At 70.9% G+C, this 15,269-nt stretch carries 15 protein-coding genes and 1 pseudogene; 8 read left to right on the top strand and 8 right to left on the bottom strand.

The window, feature by feature from the left end; translation table 11 throughout:
• Nucleotides 1-9: 9 nt before the first annotated feature.
• Both EHO50_RS15245 and EHO50_RS15240 read right to left on the bottom strand, forming a co-directional pair.
• Nucleotides 10-906, bottom strand: coding sequence for an aminoglycoside phosphotransferase family protein (locus EHO50_RS15245; protein WP_128430725.1), 897 nt, complete (start codon nt 904-906; stop codon nt 10-12).
• 118 nt (nt 907-1,024) lie between these two features.
• Nucleotides 1,025-1,363 (bottom strand): annotated as a pseudogene (locus EHO50_RS15240) (TnsA-like heteromeric transposase endonuclease subunit); the annotation flags it as partial.
• A 174-nt stretch (nt 1,364-1,537) separates the two neighbouring features.
• Between EHO50_RS15240 and EHO50_RS15235 the strand changes: the two are divergent.
• On the top strand, nt 1,538-2,158 hold the full coding sequence (locus EHO50_RS15235; protein ID WP_128430612.1) for a PadR family transcriptional regulator: 621 nt from the start codon (nt 1,538-1,540) through the stop codon (nt 2,156-2,158).
• Between the two features lie 112 nt (nt 2,159-2,270).
• On the opposite strand, the gene EHO50_RS15230 is transcribed toward EHO50_RS15235, so the two are convergent.
• Complete coding sequence (locus EHO50_RS15230; RefSeq protein ID WP_128430611.1) at nt 2,271-2,702, bottom strand: type II toxin-antitoxin system Rv0910 family toxin; 432 nt, start codon at nt 2,700-2,702, stop codon at nt 2,271-2,273.
• A 366-nt stretch (nt 2,703-3,068) separates the two neighbouring features.
• Between EHO50_RS15230 and EHO50_RS15225 the strand changes: the two genes are divergently transcribed.
• The 3 genes from EHO50_RS15225 (at nt 3,069) to EHO50_RS15215 (ending at nt 6,519) form a co-directional block, all read left to right on the top strand.
• Nucleotides 3,069-3,629 (top strand): Clp protease N-terminal domain-containing protein, encoded by a 561-nt coding sequence (locus tag EHO50_RS15225; protein ID WP_128430610.1) that lies wholly within the window; start codon nt 3,069-3,071, stop codon nt 3,627-3,629.
• 707 nt (nt 3,630-4,336) lie between these two features.
• The gene (locus tag EHO50_RS15220; RefSeq protein WP_425472180.1) at nt 4,337-5,329 is read left to right on the top strand and encodes an EamA family transporter; all 993 of its coding nucleotides are present in this window, start codon (nt 4,337-4,339) and stop codon (nt 5,327-5,329) included.
• 209 nt (nt 5,330-5,538) lie between these two features.
• Nucleotides 5,539-6,519 (top strand): DMT family transporter, encoded by a 981-nt coding sequence (locus EHO50_RS15215; RefSeq protein ID WP_128430608.1) that lies wholly within the window; start codon nt 5,539-5,541, stop codon nt 6,517-6,519.
• A 58-nt stretch (nt 6,520-6,577) separates the two neighbouring features.
• On the opposite strand, the gene EHO50_RS15210 is transcribed toward EHO50_RS15215, so the two are convergent.
• Nucleotides 6,578-7,210, bottom strand: coding sequence for an FMN-binding negative transcriptional regulator (locus EHO50_RS15210; protein ID WP_128430607.1), 633 nt, complete (start codon nt 7,208-7,210; stop codon nt 6,578-6,580).
• Complete coding sequence (locus EHO50_RS15205; RefSeq protein ID WP_128430724.1) at nt 7,210-7,893, bottom strand: pyridoxamine 5'-phosphate oxidase family protein; 684 nt, start codon at nt 7,891-7,893, stop codon at nt 7,210-7,212. Before EHO50_RS15205 ends, EHO50_RS15210 begins: the two co-directional genes overlap by 1 nt.
• A 35-nt stretch (nt 7,894-7,928) precedes the next feature.
• Between EHO50_RS15205 and EHO50_RS15200 the strand changes: the two genes are divergently transcribed.
• The gene (locus tag EHO50_RS15200) at nt 7,929-9,260 is read left to right on the top strand and encodes an aminotransferase class I/II-fold pyridoxal phosphate-dependent enzyme (protein WP_128430606.1); all 1,332 of its coding nucleotides are present in this window, start codon (nt 7,929-7,931) and stop codon (nt 9,258-9,260) included.
• 24 nt (nt 9,261-9,284) lie between these two features.
• Here the strand turns inward: EHO50_RS15200 and EHO50_RS15195 are convergent, their stop codons facing one another.
• Complete coding sequence (locus EHO50_RS15195) at nt 9,285-10,232, bottom strand: DMT family transporter (RefSeq protein ID WP_181449616.1); 948 nt, start codon at nt 10,230-10,232, stop codon at nt 9,285-9,287.
• A 74-nt stretch (nt 10,233-10,306) separates the two neighbouring features.
• On the opposite strand from EHO50_RS15195, the gene EHO50_RS15190 reads away from it, so the two are divergent.
• Nucleotides 10,307-11,209 carry a LysR family transcriptional regulator gene (locus EHO50_RS15190; protein WP_128430604.1) on the top strand — a complete coding sequence of 301 codons (903 nt, stop codon included), beginning with the start codon at nt 10,307-10,309 and terminating at the stop codon, nt 11,207-11,209.
• 6 nt (nt 11,210-11,215) lie between these two features.
• On the opposite strand, the gene EHO50_RS15185 is transcribed toward EHO50_RS15190, so the two are convergent.
• Nucleotides 11,216-11,683 (bottom strand): pyridoxamine 5'-phosphate oxidase family protein, encoded by a 468-nt coding sequence (locus EHO50_RS15185; protein WP_128430603.1) that lies wholly within the window; start codon nt 11,681-11,683, stop codon nt 11,216-11,218.
• Between the two features lie 160 nt (nt 11,684-11,843).
• Between EHO50_RS15185 and EHO50_RS15180 the strand changes: the two genes are divergently transcribed.
• Nucleotides 11,844-12,494, top strand: coding sequence for a cysteine hydrolase family protein (locus EHO50_RS15180; RefSeq protein ID WP_128430602.1), 651 nt, complete (start codon nt 11,844-11,846; stop codon nt 12,492-12,494).
• A 21-nt stretch (nt 12,495-12,515) separates the two neighbouring features.
• Here EHO50_RS15180 and EHO50_RS15175 read toward each other — a convergent pair whose 3' ends face one another.
• Nucleotides 12,516-13,004 (bottom strand): Rieske (2Fe-2S) protein, encoded by a 489-nt coding sequence (locus EHO50_RS15175; RefSeq protein WP_128430601.1) that lies wholly within the window; start codon nt 13,002-13,004, stop codon nt 12,516-12,518.
• 523 nt (nt 13,005-13,527) lie between these two features.
• Between EHO50_RS15175 and EHO50_RS15170 the strand changes: the two genes are divergently transcribed.
• On the top strand, nt 13,528-15,051 hold the full coding sequence (locus EHO50_RS15170; protein ID WP_128430600.1) for an alpha/beta hydrolase family protein: 1,524 nt from the start codon (nt 13,528-13,530) through the stop codon (nt 15,049-15,051).
• Nucleotides 15,052-15,269: the final 218 nt, after the last annotated feature.

Raw genomic sequence — 15,269 nt, 5'->3', positions numbered from 1 at the left:
GGGGCGACATCACTCCATCGACTGCAGGATGCGGTCGAGTGTCCGGCGCCCCATTCTGCTCATCGTCGGATTGCTCTCGACGTAGTACCAGACAACACCCATCGCCTGTTCGAACGCCCATGCCTTGCCGCGCTCCCACTCCAGATCGTCACAGACCAGTGTCCGCCGGAGCACTTCCCGCGGGCCTGGCTGCAACAGGTGCCAGGCACTGACCAGATCCAGCGCGGGGTCGGCCGGGCCGAAGCCGCCGGTGTCGAGTACGCCGCTGAGCCGGTCTCCCGCGACCAGTACATTGCCGGGAATCAAGTCACCATGGCTCATCACGTCGGCACCCGTGCGTGGCAACTCCCGAAAGCGGCTCCACACCTGGCGCAGCCGGGGCACGTCGAGCAGCCTCTTACTCTCCTCGAAGCACTTCGCCATCCAGTCGTCGTGGTGAGCGAGAACGCCGCCACGACTTTCACCGCTGAAAAACCGCCCCCGCGTCTCGGCGCCCCGCAGGGCTGCGATGAAGGCCGCAAGGTCCTTGGCAAACGCGTCCGACCCACTCGGGTCGGCATCAAAGGCGATCGTTCCCGGCAGCCATGTCTGGACCGACCACGGCATGGGGTAACCCGCTCCAGGCTTTCCCAAGGCGACGGGTTCCGGGGCGGGGAACCGAGACACCTGTGCCAGCTCCGCGCTCGCCTGGGCTTCCTGTTCCAGAACCGCCAGCGCCTCGGCAGCGTCGGCCAGACGCAGTGGGAAACGTGCAGAGAGGTCGTTCCCGATGCGGAAGATGGCGTTGACCGTCCCGGTCGGCGGCAGGCGTTGGATCGTCTTGCCGCTCCACTGAGGGAACTGTTCTTGGATCAAGGTCGCAACGATTTCGGTGGTCACGTCCACTTGGTCATCGTGCATGGTCATCTCTCGCAGGCTCTTCCACCAGTTCAATTCGAAAACGCCGGAAGCAGACCAGATCAACTGAGACGACAGCCAGTATTCATACGCCAGGGTCCAGATCAACTGAGATTTTCGGGCACAGACACCGTGGATGCCGGTAGCGCGACAGCCACCGGACGGAGCCGTCCGCGCGGCGGACGAAGTAGTCCGGGGCGTGACGACGCTCCCGCTCGCCGTCATGCCAGTGCAGCCAGAACGGCTGCGAGCCAATCATCACCACGCTCGGGTCGAAGTCGATCAGCAGCAACTGGTCCCGCTCCAGCCACGACTCGAAGCCGACGTGCCGCCCGGTCGTCGCCGCCCAATGCCAGCCCGGGAAGTGACGCTCACCGCGCGACCAGCGAAGCGCGCGTACCGGACGGACATCCTCGAACCGGCCCGTCCGCAGTCCCGTAGCGGACGCCCGACGACACCCATGCACCGCGTCGACGTACGACAACTCGACGCACGGCCCTGCGTGATCCACCCCAGCCGGTACGGCCGTCCAGCACTCCCAATGCACTCAGCAGCGCGCTTCGGCATCCTTGCCATGCGAGCTATTCCGATATATCGTTGAGCCATCGCGACAGATCAACGATGGAATGGAGTGATTGCGATGCGTTCCCATGGATTCGAGCGTGGACACGGTGGGCACGGTCACCACGGCCGGGGCGGCTTCGAGGGGCTTCGTGGCGCCTTCGGGCCCTTCGGGCCGGGCGGGGGCCCGGGGTTCGGTGGGCCTGGATTCGGACCCGGCCCCTGGGGGCCGAGGGGTGGTCGCGGCGGACCGCGGGGGAGGGCCCGGCGCGGTGATGTGCGCGCCTCGATCCTCGCCCTGCTGAAGGACCGCCCGATGCACGGCTACGAGATGATCCAGGAGATCGCCGAGCGCAGCGGCGGGGCGTGGAAGCCCAGCCCCGGCTCGGTGTACCCGACCCTCCAACTGCTGGAGGACGAGGGCCTGATCGCCAGTGAGACCGAGGGCGGCAAGAAGCTGTTCTCGCTCACCGACTCGGGCCGCGAGGCAGCCGAAGCGGGGCCCGAGGCGCCCTGGGAGGAAGCCTCCCGTGGCGTCGACTGGGAAGCCCTCGGTGAGATCCGTCAGGCCGGCTTCGGTCTGATGGAGGCCTTCGGGCAGGTCTGGAAGACGGGCAACAAGGAGCAGCGCGAGAAGGCGCTGGCCGTCATCAACGAGTCCCGCAAGAAGCTGTACCTGATCCTCGCCGACGAGGACTGAGGCGAGGAGTGGGAAGAGCCGGCGGCCTCCCCGCCGCGGGCGAGGTCGCCCGTGAGTGAAGGTGCCCCGTGGAGTGATCCGCGGGGCGCCTTCGTGTGTGCTGTGCGGGCGTTCAGGTCACCAGCCCGGCCAGCTTGCGCAGCGACTCGTTCAGGGCGGCCGTCGCCGAGTCCTTCAGCTTGCCCGCCATCAACGACACCGCCGCGCCCGTGAACTCCCCGTCGATCCGCACGGCCGTGGCACCGTCGCCGTCCGGGGTCAGCGTGTAGCGCGTGGCCACGGTCACCGCCATCGGGCCCTTGCCGCGAATGGCGAGCAGGCGCGCCGGTTCCAGTTCCTCGATGGTCCACTCGACCTCGGCCGGGAACCCCATGAGCTTCATGTTCTCCTGGAAGGTCCCGCCCACTTCGAGGGCCGCGGGGCCGCCGCTCGGGAAGCTGGTGTGGGTGGCGTTCCACTGTCCGTACGCCGACCAGTCCGTCAGCTGCGCCCAGATCTTCTCGGCCGGTGCCTCGATGTGTGCCTCCGCGCTGACTTCGGCCATGCGACCACCCCTTCGTCTCGGGCTTCGGTGTCGCGGAACGTAGCCGTGGGGCGTGGAACATTCAATACTGATGAACCGTCAGAAAATGTGGAGACGTCGGCTGAGCCCGCCCGATCGGTCCCCGACCGCCCGCGTCGAGTTCGGGGCCGGACCCGCCGGCCGGCTGTGTTCCGGCTAGGCCCGCCGGCTCAGCCCACCAGCCGTATCACCGCCGCGTACACAAGGCGGCGCGCGCCCCTCGGGGTCGGTCGGCGTGATCTCATCCGTAAGGAGGAGATTTCGGCCGGGGGAGTCCACTCTGTGTGGGACGCGAAAATGCTTCCTCTCGGGGATGACTCGGCTCGAAGTGGTTGATGGGGTGGGGATGTGCAACCCCGTATCCCCCGGCAGTCGGCCCAGGAGCAGGACTGTCGGCGCCCGGACGCCGCGGCGGACGATGCCAGGCTCAGCGACGAGCTGGCAGCGGTGATCTCCGGTGCCCGCCGCCGGGCGGTCAGGGACGGGGACCGGCAGATCGACACGGCTCATCTGCTGCACTCGCTCCTCGAGCGCGACCCGGACGTGTACGCCGTCTTCGGCGACGGCCCCCAGATCGCTCGCCTGCTCGGCTACCTCGTGCAGCGCAGCATCGGCTACGGCCTGCGCTGGCAGGGCACCGTCGAGGACTCCGGCGCCGTCCCCGTGGTGCTGGACGGCGAGGGCTTCTCCCCGTTGGCGGCGAGCGCCATGGAGTACGCCGGCCGACGCGCCGCCCTGCGTGGCGATCCACGTGCCCGCGGCATCGATCTCCTCGCGGCGATCGTGACGGACCCGCAGGCACGCGCCGTGGAGGTTCTCGCCCGCGCCGGCATCGACGCGAACGCGGTACGCGCCGGTATCGACCAACGACGGGACGAGTACGCCGCCGACGGCGAACGGGCCAGCTAGGTCGACACCCTCGGCGCGCTGGACCTCGCCGCCCGGCGCGCCGACTCTGCCCCGGCTGGACCTTGGCCGCCTGGTGCGGCAGGTCTGGCGCAGCTGAACCCTCGCGGCCCGGTGCGCGGCTATCCGCCCGGCCGGGCCTTCGCCGCCTGGCATCCCGACGCGTCCTGCCGCTGAGCCCTCGTCACCTGGCTTCCCGACGTGTCCCGCCGTTGGACCTTCGCCGGCCGGTGTCCTGACGTGTTCCCTCGTTGGGCCTTCGCCGCCCGTTGGGCCGACGCCGCCCAGCATTCCGTCCGGCCCCAGCTCCTACGTCCCCACCGCGAGCTGCTCCCCGCCCGGTGCCGTGGGCTGCTGTCCATTCGGGCTGCTAGAGGCTCCCCGCCCGGCCGTGGGGCCGCTACCCATCCCGGCGGCGGGCAGCCCACCCCCGCCGTGCGCCCCACCCCACCCCTGCCGCGAGCCGTTCCCTGCCCGGCCGTGCGCCGCTGCCCGCCCAGGCCGCGAGGGCTCCCCACACCGCCGCGAGGGGCTCCCCGCCCCGCTGTGCGCCACTGCCCCCCAGCAGCAGCGGCCTCCCCACGGCCGCGAGCCACCCTCACCCCCCCCGAGCCCCGACCTCACACCACCCCATCCCCAGTCCACTCGGCGAGACAGGTGTCATCGGGGATGACGCTCATGTCATCGCCTGTCATCATGTGCCCGTGCGTATGTCTGAAAGCAGTCAGTTCGGCCGTGGCAAGGGCGTCGGGCTCGGGCTGGCGATCGGGTCCGCGGTCGCCTTCGGTGGGTCGGGTGTCGCGGCCAAGCCGCTGATCGAGGCGGGGCTCGACCCGCTCCATGTGGTGTGGTTGCGCGTGGCCGGCGCCGCCCTGGTGATGCTGCCGCTCGCCGTGCGCCACAGTGCGCTGCTGCGCAGCCGTCCCGCGCTGCTCGCCGGGTTCGGCCTGCTCGGCGTGGCCGGAGTACAGGCGTTCTACTTCGCCTCGATCTCCCGGATACCGGTCGGTGTCGCGCTGCTCGTCGAGTACTTCGCCCCCGCCCTGGTGCTCGGCTGGGTGCGGTTCGTGCAGCGGCTTCCGGTGACGCGTGCGGCCGCGCTCGGCGTGGTCCTCGCGGTCGGGGGCCTCGCCTGCGTCGTCGAGGTCTGGTCGGGCCTGAGCTTCGACGCCCTCGGCCTGCTCCTCGCGCTCGGCGCCGCCTGCTGCCAGGTCGGCTACTTCGTCCTGTCCGACCAGGGCAGCGACTCCGGCGAGGCAGCGCCCGACCCGCTCGGCGTCATCGCGTACGGCCTGCTCGTCGGCGCCGCCGTCCTCACCGTCGTCGCCCGCCCCTGGAACATGGACTGGTCGGTCCTCGCCGGCACTGCCCACATGAACGGCACCCCGGTCGCCGCCGCCCTGCTGCTGGCCTGGATCGTGCTGGTCGCCACGGTCGTCGCCTACGTCACCGGTGTGCTCTCCGTGCGACGGCTCTCGCCGCAGGTCGCGGGAGTGGTGGCGTGCCTGGAGGCCGTCATCGCGACCGTCCTCGCCTGGTTCCTGCTCGGCGAGCACCTCTCCGCGCCGCAGATCGTCGGCGGCGCGATCGTCCTGGCCGGCGCCTTCATCGCGCAGTCGTCCGCGCCCGCCAAAAGCCCCGCCGAGCCGGTGGCGAGTGGCGGCCCGGAAAGGGAATTGTCCGCCCGCGGAAACGTTGCATAAGCTGCGTGACCATGCCTTCGACACTCGTTCTTCCGCCTCCGGCCGCCTGAGGCGGGCCCTCCGGAAGCCGCGCCCCGATGCCTGACGGGAACTGAACCCGCGCATCGCCGGGCGGAACGGTGCTGCCCGCAGAAGAAGTCCACGGACCCCGCTGACCCGGGGCTCCTTCCCGAACTTCCGCGCACTCGCGCGTCTGCGGAGAACAACTCGTGTCGAACACTGACTCCGGCCTGCCCATCGGGCGAGGCCTCCTCTATCTGATCGTTGCCGGTGCCGCCTGGGGCACCGCCGGCGCGGCCGCCTCACTGGTCTACCGGACCAGCGACATGGGGCCGATCGCCCTCTCCTTCTGGCGCTGCGCGGTCGGCTTCGTGCTGCTCCTCGCCGTCCGCGTCCTGCGTCCGCGTGCCCGGCCCGCACAGCTGACCGCCGCCGTATCCGAACCCCTCGGCCGCAAGGCGCTGCGGGCCGGAGTCACGGGTGTCGGGCTCGCGGTGTTCCAGACCGCCTACTTCGCGGCCGTCGAGGCCACCGGACTGGCCGTGGGCACCGTCGTCACCCTGGGTGCCGGACCCGTGCTCATCGCGCTCGGCGCCCGGCTGACACTGGGCGAGCGGCTCGGCCGCGGGGGCGTCGTGGCGGTGGCCGGTGCGCTCACCGGGCTCGCGGTGCTCGCGCTGGGCGGCGAGGGCGCGACCGTACGACCGTGGGGCGTGCTCCTCGCGCTGGTGTCCGCGGCCGGGTACTGCGTGATGACCCTGCTGACCCGCAAGTGGGGCCGCGACGGCGGGGCCGACGCCGCCGGTACGACCGTCTGGGCCTTCGCGGTCACCAGCCTGTGCCTGCTGCCACTCGCCCTCGCCGAGGGACTGCTGCCGCACACGGCCGACTTGGCCCGGCTCGGCTGGCTGCTGGCGTACATCGCTGCCGTGCCCACGGCTCTCGCGTACGCCCTCTACTTCGCGGGCGCGGCCGCCGTACGGTCGGCCACCGTGTCCGTGATCATGCTGCTGGAGCCGGTCAGCGCGACGGTGCTCGCCGTCGTCCTGCTCGGCGAACACCTGACGGCGCCGACCCTCGCCGGCACCCTGCTGATGCTCGGGTCGGTCGCGGGTCTCGCGGTGGCGGAGACACGCGGGGCGCGGCGGGAACGGGAGGAGGAGCAGGAGCGGGAACCGCTGCCGGCGTGACGCCGAGGGGCCCCGCACCACACGGGTGAGGGGCCCCTTCGCCGCGAAGCCGGCATCGTCAGGCCGGTCGGCGGCGCAGCATGTGCTCGAGCGCCGCCGCGTCACGCGGACCCGCCCGGCCCGCCAGCTTCCCCGCGATCCGGTCCTGGACCTCGCCCGACCGCCTGCCCCCGAACTTGAACTTCGCGCGCACACCGGTCACTTCGAGCCGCAGCCCGCGGATGCCGGACAGCAGCCTGCCGTACGGCGCTTCACCGACCGCCACCTCCGCCGAACCGCCCTCCGGCTGGAAGTGACCGACCTGGCGGTTGAGCAGGGCCGCCTTCTCGGTGGGATCGTCCACGACGAGGGCCCGGCACCGGAGTTGGACCGCCGCGTAGAAGCTGGTCGGCTCTCCGTGCTCGGACGGTTGATCCGGTGCCGCCTGCCAGGGGCCGGGCACGTACACGTAATCGTCGACCACGCTCAGCACGACCTCCGGGTTCGCCAGCAGCGCCGGCCACATCGGATTGGGGCGGGCCAGATGTGTGACGACCTCACCGCGCTCGGCGTCGTAGGTGAAGTGCAGCGGCTGGACATGGGGCGGCTCGCCGTCCAGCCCGTTGACGACGAGCTGCCCGAAGTCGTGGACGTCCAGCCACCGCTGCCACTCCGCGTCGTCGCGGGGCGCGTCCCAGGGGTGGATCAGCATCACAGGGATCCGAGATAGTCGGGGAGCTCGGTGCCCGGGGCCAGGTCGGGGTCCCCGACGGGCGCGTCGTAGCCCTTGCGCAGCGGGACGACGCCGGCCCAGTGGGGGAGGGCGAGGTCCTCGGGCTCGTCGTTCACACCGCCGGTGCGGAGCTTGGCGGACACCTCGTTCAGGTCGAGGCGGATGACGGCGGTGGCGGCCAGTTCCTTCTTGTTGGCGGGGCGGGAGTCGGCCGACCGGCCCGGCACCACGTGGTCGACCAGGGCATCGAGGGCGACCCGCTTCTCCTCGGGGTCCGTCACGTCGTACGCGAGGCCGTGCACCACCACGGACCGGTAGTTGATCGAGTGGTGGAAGGCGGAGCGGGCCAGGATCAGCGCGTCGACATGCGTGACCGTCAGACACACCGGCAGCCCCGGGTCGGCCTGGCCGGTCATCCGCAGCGGGCGCGAACCCGTCGAGCCGTGCACGTAGAGCGTCTCGCCCACCCGGCCGAACAGCGTGGGCAGTACGACCGGCACGCCGTCTCGCACGAAACCGAGATGGCAGACATAGGCCTCGTCGAGGATCGCGTGCACCAGCTCCTTGTCGTACGACGCCCGGTCCGGGGAGCGCGTGGGGACGGTGCGGTCGGTCGGCGTGTAGGCGGCGGTCGGCGACGTCGGCTGCCGGGTCTCCTGCATTGCGCTCTCCATTGCACTAGTGCATAATCTGGTTTGTGCTAGGAGAATATCGGATCGAAGGGCGACGCGCAGCCGAGATCGCGGCGAGCGTCGAGCGTGCGGTCGGGTCCGGGGAGATGGGGCCGGGTCAACTGCTGCCGCCCATGCGGGAGTTGGCGATCGAGCTGGGCGTGAATCCCAATACGGTCGCCGCCGCGTATCGCATCCTGCGTGAGCGCGGGGTGATCGAGACCGCGGGCCGCCGGGGAAGCCGGGTGCGGCCCAGGCCGGCCACGACCGGGCGCGAGTACGTCCGGGTGGAAGTGCCCGAGGGTGTGCGTGACGTGGCGAGCGGCAACCCCGACCCGGCGCTGCTGCCCTCGTTGGCGAAGGCTTTCGTGGCCGCGGCCGAGCAGAGTGACCGGGAGCCGGTGTTGTACGGGGACGATCCCGTGGAGCCGGAGTTGGCGCGGATCGCCCGGGACCGGATGGCCGCCGACGGGGTGCCGGAGGGGCCGCTGGTCGTTGCCGCCGGGTCGCTCGACGCCATCGAGCGCGTCCTCGTGGCCCACCTCAAGCCCGGGGATACCGTCGCTGTCGAGGACCCGGGCTGGGGCAGCCTGCTGGATCTGATCCCGGCACTGGGGTTGCGCACGGTCCCGGTCGGCGTCGACGACGACGGGCCGCTGCCCGACGACGTACGGCGAGCCCTCGACGCCGGGGCCCGCGCCCTGATCGTCACCGACCGCGCGCAGAATCCCACGGGTGCCGTGGTGAGCGCCACGCGCGCGCTTGCCCTGCGTTCCGTGCTCCGCGAGCACCCGGAGATCCTGCTGATCGAGGACGACCACGGCCACGGCATCGTCGACCTGCCCCTGCACCCCCTGGCCGGCACCACCCGCAGTTGGACCTTCGTCCGCTCGGTCGCCAAGGCGTACGGCCCCGACCTGCGGCTCGCCGTACTCACCGGGGACCCCGTCACCGTCGACCGGGTGCGCGGCCGGCAGTGCCTCGGGCCCGGCTGGGTGAGCCGGCTCCAGCAGCGGGCCGTGGTACGGCTGTGGACCGACGACGCCCAGGACCCGACCGCGGTGGCGGCGGCGTACGGCAGCCGACGCGACCTGCTGCTGAGGGCGCTGGCCGAACGCGGGGTCGAGGCCTACGGGCGCAGCGGCCTGAACGTCTGGATCCCGGTCCCCGACGAGACGGGCGCCGTGGCCCGCCTGCTGCACGCCGGTTGGGCGGTCTCCCCCGGGGCGCGGTTCCGGATGAGCGCGCCGCCCGGGATCCGCATCACGATCTCGACCCTGGGTACGGACGAGGCCGGACCGCTGGCGGATGCGGTGGCCTCCGCCATCGGCCCCGCACCAGCGAGGAGTTACGTATAGGCACGGTCCTTGCGGTCCATTCGGCTAGGCACCCCGCCGAACTTGAGTAAGCGCCGCCCCCGCCAGCACGATCACCGCACCCACCGGCGTCGACCAGCTCAGCGACTCCCCGAGCAGGGCGACACCCGCGGCCGTGGCAATGACCGGAATGAAGTACGTGACCATCTGGGCCGTCGTCGGACCGACTTCGGCGACCAGGCCGTACTGGATCAGAACGGCGATCCCCGTGCCCAAGGCCCCCAGCGCCACGACCGCGAGCAGGGGCAGCAATGGAAAGCGCGTCGGCAGGGATGTGAACAGCGGTGTCACGACGGCGAGTTGCAGCGTCGCCAGCAGCAACTGCGCCCCGGTCAGCGACAGATGCGAGTAACCGGACCCGGCGAGCGTGCGACGGACGTAGATCCAGCCGATCGGGTAGCTGAGCGAGGCCAGCAACGCCATCGCCACACCCCCGGCATCCAGCCCGGCGAAGCCCTGCCAGGCCCCGAGCACCGTCAGCACACCGAGGAAGCCGATGCCGAGCCCCGCGACCCTGACCCGCGTCGGCCGGTCCTCCGAGAGGGCGACGAGGGAGAGGGCCATGCCCCACAGCGGCGAGGTCGCGTTGCAGATTCCCGCCAGCGTGGAGGGGATCGTCAGCTCGGAGTAGGCGAACAACGAGAACGGCAGCGCGTTGAGCAGGAACGCGGCGACCGTCAGATGCCCCCACGTGCGCGCCCCGCGCGGCAGCCGCGCCCGCTTCACCGCCATCGCGGCCGCCAGCACCGCCGTACCGAACACCAGCCGCCCGAGCGTGACTTGGAAGGGGGCGTAGCCGCCGGTGCCCACCTTGATGAGCAGGAAGCTGAAGCCCCAGATCAGGGAGAGGACAGCGAAGCGCAGCCGCCAGTCGAGGCGGGCGCGGGGGAGTGGGCGGGCAGCGGCTTCGGCTTCGACTTCGGCCGGGTTGCGGGAGGCGGTGACAGCGGTCATGTCAGCAACCATGCTGTAGCCGATCTCGTAGCACAATCGAGATTTCGCACGCGATATCTCGTAGCATTGCTTACATGTTGAATCTGGAGCGCCTGCGCACCCTCGACGCCCTGGCCCGGCACGGCTCGGTCAGCGGCGCGGCTGAGGGGCTGCACATCACGACGTCCGCCGTGTCGCAGCAGATGTCGAAGCTGGAGCGGGAGGTCGGCCAGCAGCTCCTCGCCAAGAACGGCCGGGGGGTACGGCTCACCGACGCGGGTCGGCTACTGGCCGAGCACGCGGCGCGCATCCTGTCGCAGGTCGAGCTCGCCCAGTCCGATCTGGAGGCGCAGCGCGGAAAGGTCGTCGGCGAGCTGAGACTGGCGGCGTTCCCGACGGGCGCCCGTGGGCTGTTCCCGGCCGCGCTCTCCGCCCTGCGCACGGCGCACCCCGGGCTGCGCGTGCGCTCGTGCGAGCTGGAGCCGGAGAGCGGCATCGCCGGAGTGATCCGCGGCGACCTCGACCTGGCCGTCGTGCTCGACTGGTACAACAAGCCGATGGCGCTGCCCGAGGGCCTGGTCAAGGCGCACATCCTGGACGATCCGGCCGACGTGGCGATGCCCGCCGGGCACCGGCTGGCCGATCGGGACGAGGTGGACCTCACCGAGTTCGCCGAGGACGAGTGGATCACTTGGGGCGAGGGCGAGTTCTGTCATGAGTGGCTGATGTTCACGCTGCGCTCCAAGGGCATCGAGCCACTGCTCAGCCACCGCGCGCCCGAGACACACACCCAGCTCGCGCTGGTCGCGGCCGGGCTCGGCGTGTGCATCGCGCCGCTGCTGGGGCGCCATCCGATGCCCGCGGGGGTGGTGACCGTGCCGCTGAAGCAGCGGGTGCGGCGCCATGTGTACGTCGTCTGGCGGGCCGACGCCGACCGCCGCCCGTCGATCCGGGCGGCGGTGCGGGCGCTGCAGGAGGCGGGAGAGAACGTCTCCTGACGCCGCCTACAGCCCTCCCAGCTTCCGGAAGTCCCAGGACACGATCTTCTCGGGCGTCAGCCGCACCCACGCGTGCCGCCCGTCGTGCGGCATCTCGTCGAGGCCGAAGTTCTTGCGCGCGAACAGCGTCTCGGGCACGTCGAGTTCGGCGCGCAGCTCGCCCACGCGAGGGCTCTCGCCCACGAACTCGACGGTGCCGGACAGCTCGACGCCGCGCAGCTGCTCGTACTCCTCACCCGTGTCCACGACTACGGCGACCCTCGGATCGCGGCGCATCTCGGCCCACCGCTTGCTGCGGACGACCGAGTACAGCCACAGCGAGGTGCCGTCCCAGGCGAACCACAGTGCGCTGACATGCGGGAAGCCATCGGCGGACACCGTGGCGACCCGGCAGGTGCGCTGGGCGGTGAGGAACTCGTCCAGCTCGCCGGGCGTCATCATGATCTTCCGGCCCCGGCGCTGAGTGACGGTCATGCGGCCCCCTCTTCTCTCACGTCGTGTCAGAGGAGAGATCCTCTGACATCACGTCAGAAAAGGATGAGTCGTCTTCCGTCCACACGCAATGGTGGTTCCGTCCTCACTCGAACGTGGCTACGCTCGCCGGCCCACGCCGCCGTCGATCACAGGGGGAACCATGCCGTCGTCCGCAGAGCTCAGCGAACTCCTCGACCCCGCGACCACCGTCCTGCTCACCGTCGAGTGCCAGCAGGGCGTCGTCGGTCCGGACAGCGCACTGCCCGAACTCGCCAAGGAGGCCCGCTCCTCGGGAGCCCTCGTCAACGTCGCCCGGCTGGTCGCGGCCGCCCACGAGAGCGGCGTCCAGGTGATCCACGCGGTCGCCGAACGCCGCCCCGACGGCCGCGGCGCCAGCCGCAACGCCCGCCTGTTCCGCGCCGCCGAACGGCTCCCCGTCCAGCAGCTGTCCGGCACGACCGCCGTACGCGTGGCACCGCCGATCGAGGTCGCCGAGGAGGACTTCGTCGTACGACGGCTGCACGGCCTGTCCCCGATCCAGGGCACCGAGGTCGACGCCCTGTTGCGCAACCTCGGCTGCCGCACGCTGATCGTCACCGGCGTCTCGGCCAATGTGGCGATCCCGGGCGCCGTCTTCGACGCCGTGAACCGGGGTTACGCCGTGGTCGTGCCCCGGGACGCCATCGCAGGGGTGCCCTCCGACTACACCCCCGCGATGATCCGCCACACCCTCGCATTGGTCGCCACGGTCGCGACCACGGACGAGGTACTGGGCGGCTTCAAGCGTCCACGCCGTACGGCTCGGGCGTGAGCCCTGCCCTGCGCCGCCGGGTCAGGCGAGCGTGATCGAGTCGCCCGCCACGCTGATCTGCTTGGCCTCCAGCGGCTCGGTGGCGGGCCCCTTCTTCACGCTGCCGTCGAGGACGGAGAACTGGCTCTTGTGACAGGCGCAGGTGATCGTGTCGCCCTGCAGGTCCGTCATCGGACATTGCCGGTGGGTGCAGATCGTCGAGAAGGCCTTGTAGTCGCCCGCCGCCGGCTGCGACACCACCACCTTCTCGTCGCTGAAGACCTTGCCGCCGCCCTCCGGGATGTCGGCGGTCTTCGCGAGCGCCGCACCACCGGCACCGGCCTCGCTGGACGAGCCGCCCGCTTCAGTGGTCGCGCCACCACCGGCGCCGCCCTGTCCGGTGGACGAGCCGGACGCGTCGTCGTCCGACCCGCACGCGGTCAGCGCCGCGGCGAGCCCCGCCGCGCCGACCGTCGCCACGACGGTACGGCGACTCGGGCCCGACACCGGCTGAACTGATTCGCTGGTCATGCTGACGTTCCTTCCGCGGATTCCTGATCTGGCGAGAGGTACGGTCCTTTGGGACCGGCTGTTCAGACGCAGTCGAAATCCTGACCCGGTCCGGTGAAGAGGTGGGTAAAGCGGAGCTGTCGGTTCCCTGTCCGGGGCTGTCGATCTGCTGTCGGCGCAAACCGCCCCCGCCCGCCCGGCCGTCCCGTGCCCCCGCCTCCGCGCCAGTAGCCTGGGGCGATTCTCTGAGGAACATCATCTGGAGGTGGCCCGCAGGGCGCGGGGCCTCTCTCGCCCAGCCAACTGTCGCGTATTCCTTGGTGATTGAGGGATCGTGTCAGCGTGTGTGGTCGCAGGGAGCGTGGTGGCGCCAGGCGCCTCCGGCCTCCAAGTCCTGTGACCGCGTAGGGACATGAGCGGCTGGCGCCGCCCCCGCGCGCCGATGTGCCACCTGTGCACCCGTGCGCGGGGCGCTCTCTAAGTGCCTGGTGGGCACGCTAATGAGAGTCGGCTTCACCTGCGTCCAGCGGCAGGAGGTTTGGGCATGGCAGCACCGCGCATGACTCGGCGACACAGAGGGATCCTCCTGAGAATAGGCGGACGGTCGGGGACCCGGTCGAGGTGGCTCCTGCTGGGCGTCTGCCTGATCATGAGTGCCTTCGGCTCCAGCACGACATCGATGGCCGCTGCCACCCAGCCGTCGGCCCAGCAATGCGACGAGGTGCCGACCGGCGTCGCCGCCCGCGATCACTGGCTGAGGTTCAGGGTGCCGCCCGGGCTCATGCCGGACCCTCAGTTCGACGGGCGCCCGGCGAGGATCCAGGTGCATCGCGTGCAGCCGGTGTACGCGAACGGCAAATGCCCAGGAGTGCCCAAGAGGGCCGCAGTGCTGATCCACGGCCGCAGCGTCACCGCCTCGCCAAGCTTCGACCTGCGCCACCCCGCCCCGGAAGGTGGCTCGCTCAGCATCCAGGACGGCCTCGCGCGGGCGGGAATCGACACCTTCGCCCCGAGCTTGCTCGGCTACGGCCACTCGACGCGCTTCGACGAGGGCCTGAACGATCCCGGCAACGCGAGCCTGAGGCCCTACCTCGCGGACGGCACCTGTCCGTACCCCGAGGGGTGCGACCGCACCCACAACCCGATCTTCACCCTCGATCAGCAGGGGACCCTGCTCTTCACCAATCCGCTGGGCGGGGAGAGGCGCGCACACTCAAGCAATCACCGCTTTGCGGGCACCGACGTCTGGGTACGCGATATCCGCCAGGTCATCGACGACGCCATCACGCGCGCGCAGCCGACGGACGGCAAGGTCACCCTGCTCGGCTATTCGCTCGGCGGGCCGCGCGTCGGGCGGACGCTGTACGCAGCCAACCCCAACCCGCTCCTCCCCGGAAGCGCCGACGTCATCGCGAAGGTCAACCGGGCCGTGTTCATGTCGTCGCTCTTCGGTGGTCCGACTGAGGAGACGGAGCCCTCGACGGGCTTCGTCACGTTCCCGCTGACGCTTGACCGCCGCCCGAGGGCACCGGTGCTGCCGCCGGATCGCGAGGCCGAGTGCACCGGGCGGGTCGTCCCCGGCAGCCAGGATCAGTTCTGGAAGCAGATCATGGAGCAGGACACCGAGGGGCGGAACTGGGGCGGGGACGAGCCCGGCAACCCGACCGGCCTCAACCGCTCGCCGACGTTCTCCAGCTACGGCTGGAACACCGCCGTCGCGGGGCAACTGACCCCGCCCACACTGGTCATCCACGGTCTCGACGACGCCACCGCGCTGCCGGCCAACGCGCCCGCCATCTTCAACGCGCTCCCGGCGTCGATGACGAACAAGGTGCTCGTGCAGCTCCAGTGCGCAAGCCACCAGATGCAGATGGAGGGCTGCTCCGGCCCGCGCTGCACACCGGAGTCCGGAACGCCCTACGGCGGCCGCCCCGGCGAACCGTGGGCCGGCCCCCATGCCACGGTCAAGGCGGCGCTGATCGAGTGGATCAGCAGCGGGACCTTCAACGGCGCCGCGAACGGACAGTTCACCGTCGACGAAAGCGGCGTGGCCAGCGCCAGCCCATAGAGGGACCCCGGGCTCTCAGTTGACAGCGGGGGGGCTTCGCACGAGAGAACAGAAGCACCCCCTGCGGGCCCGCCTACGACGCTCATGCGGGCCAACTCGACTGCTCACAGGCCAGATCAATACTCAGTCACATGTGTGGTGACTGAGCGTTCCAGTGGCCAGTGAGCGTCGTAGTTGGCCAGCTGAGCGTTCGGCTTCCGTCAGTCCCGGCTGCGGGG

This window comes from Streptomyces cyaneus (genome assembly GCF_004028635.1).
In the GTDB taxonomy this organism is placed as follows: domain Bacteria; phylum Actinomycetota; class Actinomycetes; order Streptomycetales; family Streptomycetaceae; genus Streptomyces; species Streptomyces cyaneus.
Note: the sequence above shows the minus strand (reverse complement) of the source record. Positions and strands in the feature narration are given on the sequence as shown.

Coding starts and splice junctions, on each gene's coding strand:
- EHO50_RS15245 (WP_128430725.1), bottom strand. CDS start 906: ATGACCATGCACGATGACCAAGTGGACGTGACCACCGAAATCGTTGCG.
- EHO50_RS15235 (WP_128430612.1), top strand. CDS start 1,538: ATGCGTTCCCATGGATTCGAGCGTGGACACGGTGGGCACGGTCACCAC.
- EHO50_RS15230 (WP_128430611.1), bottom strand. CDS start 2,702: ATGGCCGAAGTCAGCGCGGAGGCACACATCGAGGCACCGGCCGAGAAG.
- EHO50_RS15220 (WP_425472180.1), top strand. CDS start 4,337: ATGTCTGAAAGCAGTCAGTTCGGCCGTGGCAAGGGCGTCGGGCTCGGG.
- EHO50_RS15210 (WP_128430607.1), bottom strand. CDS start 7,210: ATGCTGATCCACCCCTGGGACGCGCCCCGCGACGACGCGGAGTGGCAG.
- EHO50_RS15205 (WP_128430724.1), bottom strand. CDS start 7,893: ATGCAGGAGACCCGGCAGCCGACGTCGCCGACCGCCGCCTACACGCCG.
- EHO50_RS15195 (WP_181449616.1), bottom strand. CDS start 10,232: ATGACCGCTGTCACCGCCTCCCGCAACCCGGCCGAAGTCGAAGCCGAA.
- EHO50_RS15190 (WP_128430604.1), top strand. CDS start 10,307: ATGTTGAATCTGGAGCGCCTGCGCACCCTCGACGCCCTGGCCCGGCAC.
- EHO50_RS15185 (WP_128430603.1), bottom strand. CDS start 11,683: ATGACCGTCACTCAGCGCCGGGGCCGGAAGATCATGATGACGCCCGGC.
- EHO50_RS15180 (WP_128430602.1), top strand. CDS start 11,844: ATGCCGTCGTCCGCAGAGCTCAGCGAACTCCTCGACCCCGCGACCACC.
- EHO50_RS15175 (WP_128430601.1), bottom strand. CDS start 13,004: ATGACCAGCGAATCAGTTCAGCCGGTGTCGGGCCCGAGTCGCCGTACC.
- EHO50_RS15170 (WP_128430600.1), top strand. CDS start 13,528: ATGGCAGCACCGCGCATGACTCGGCGACACAGAGGGATCCTCCTGAGA.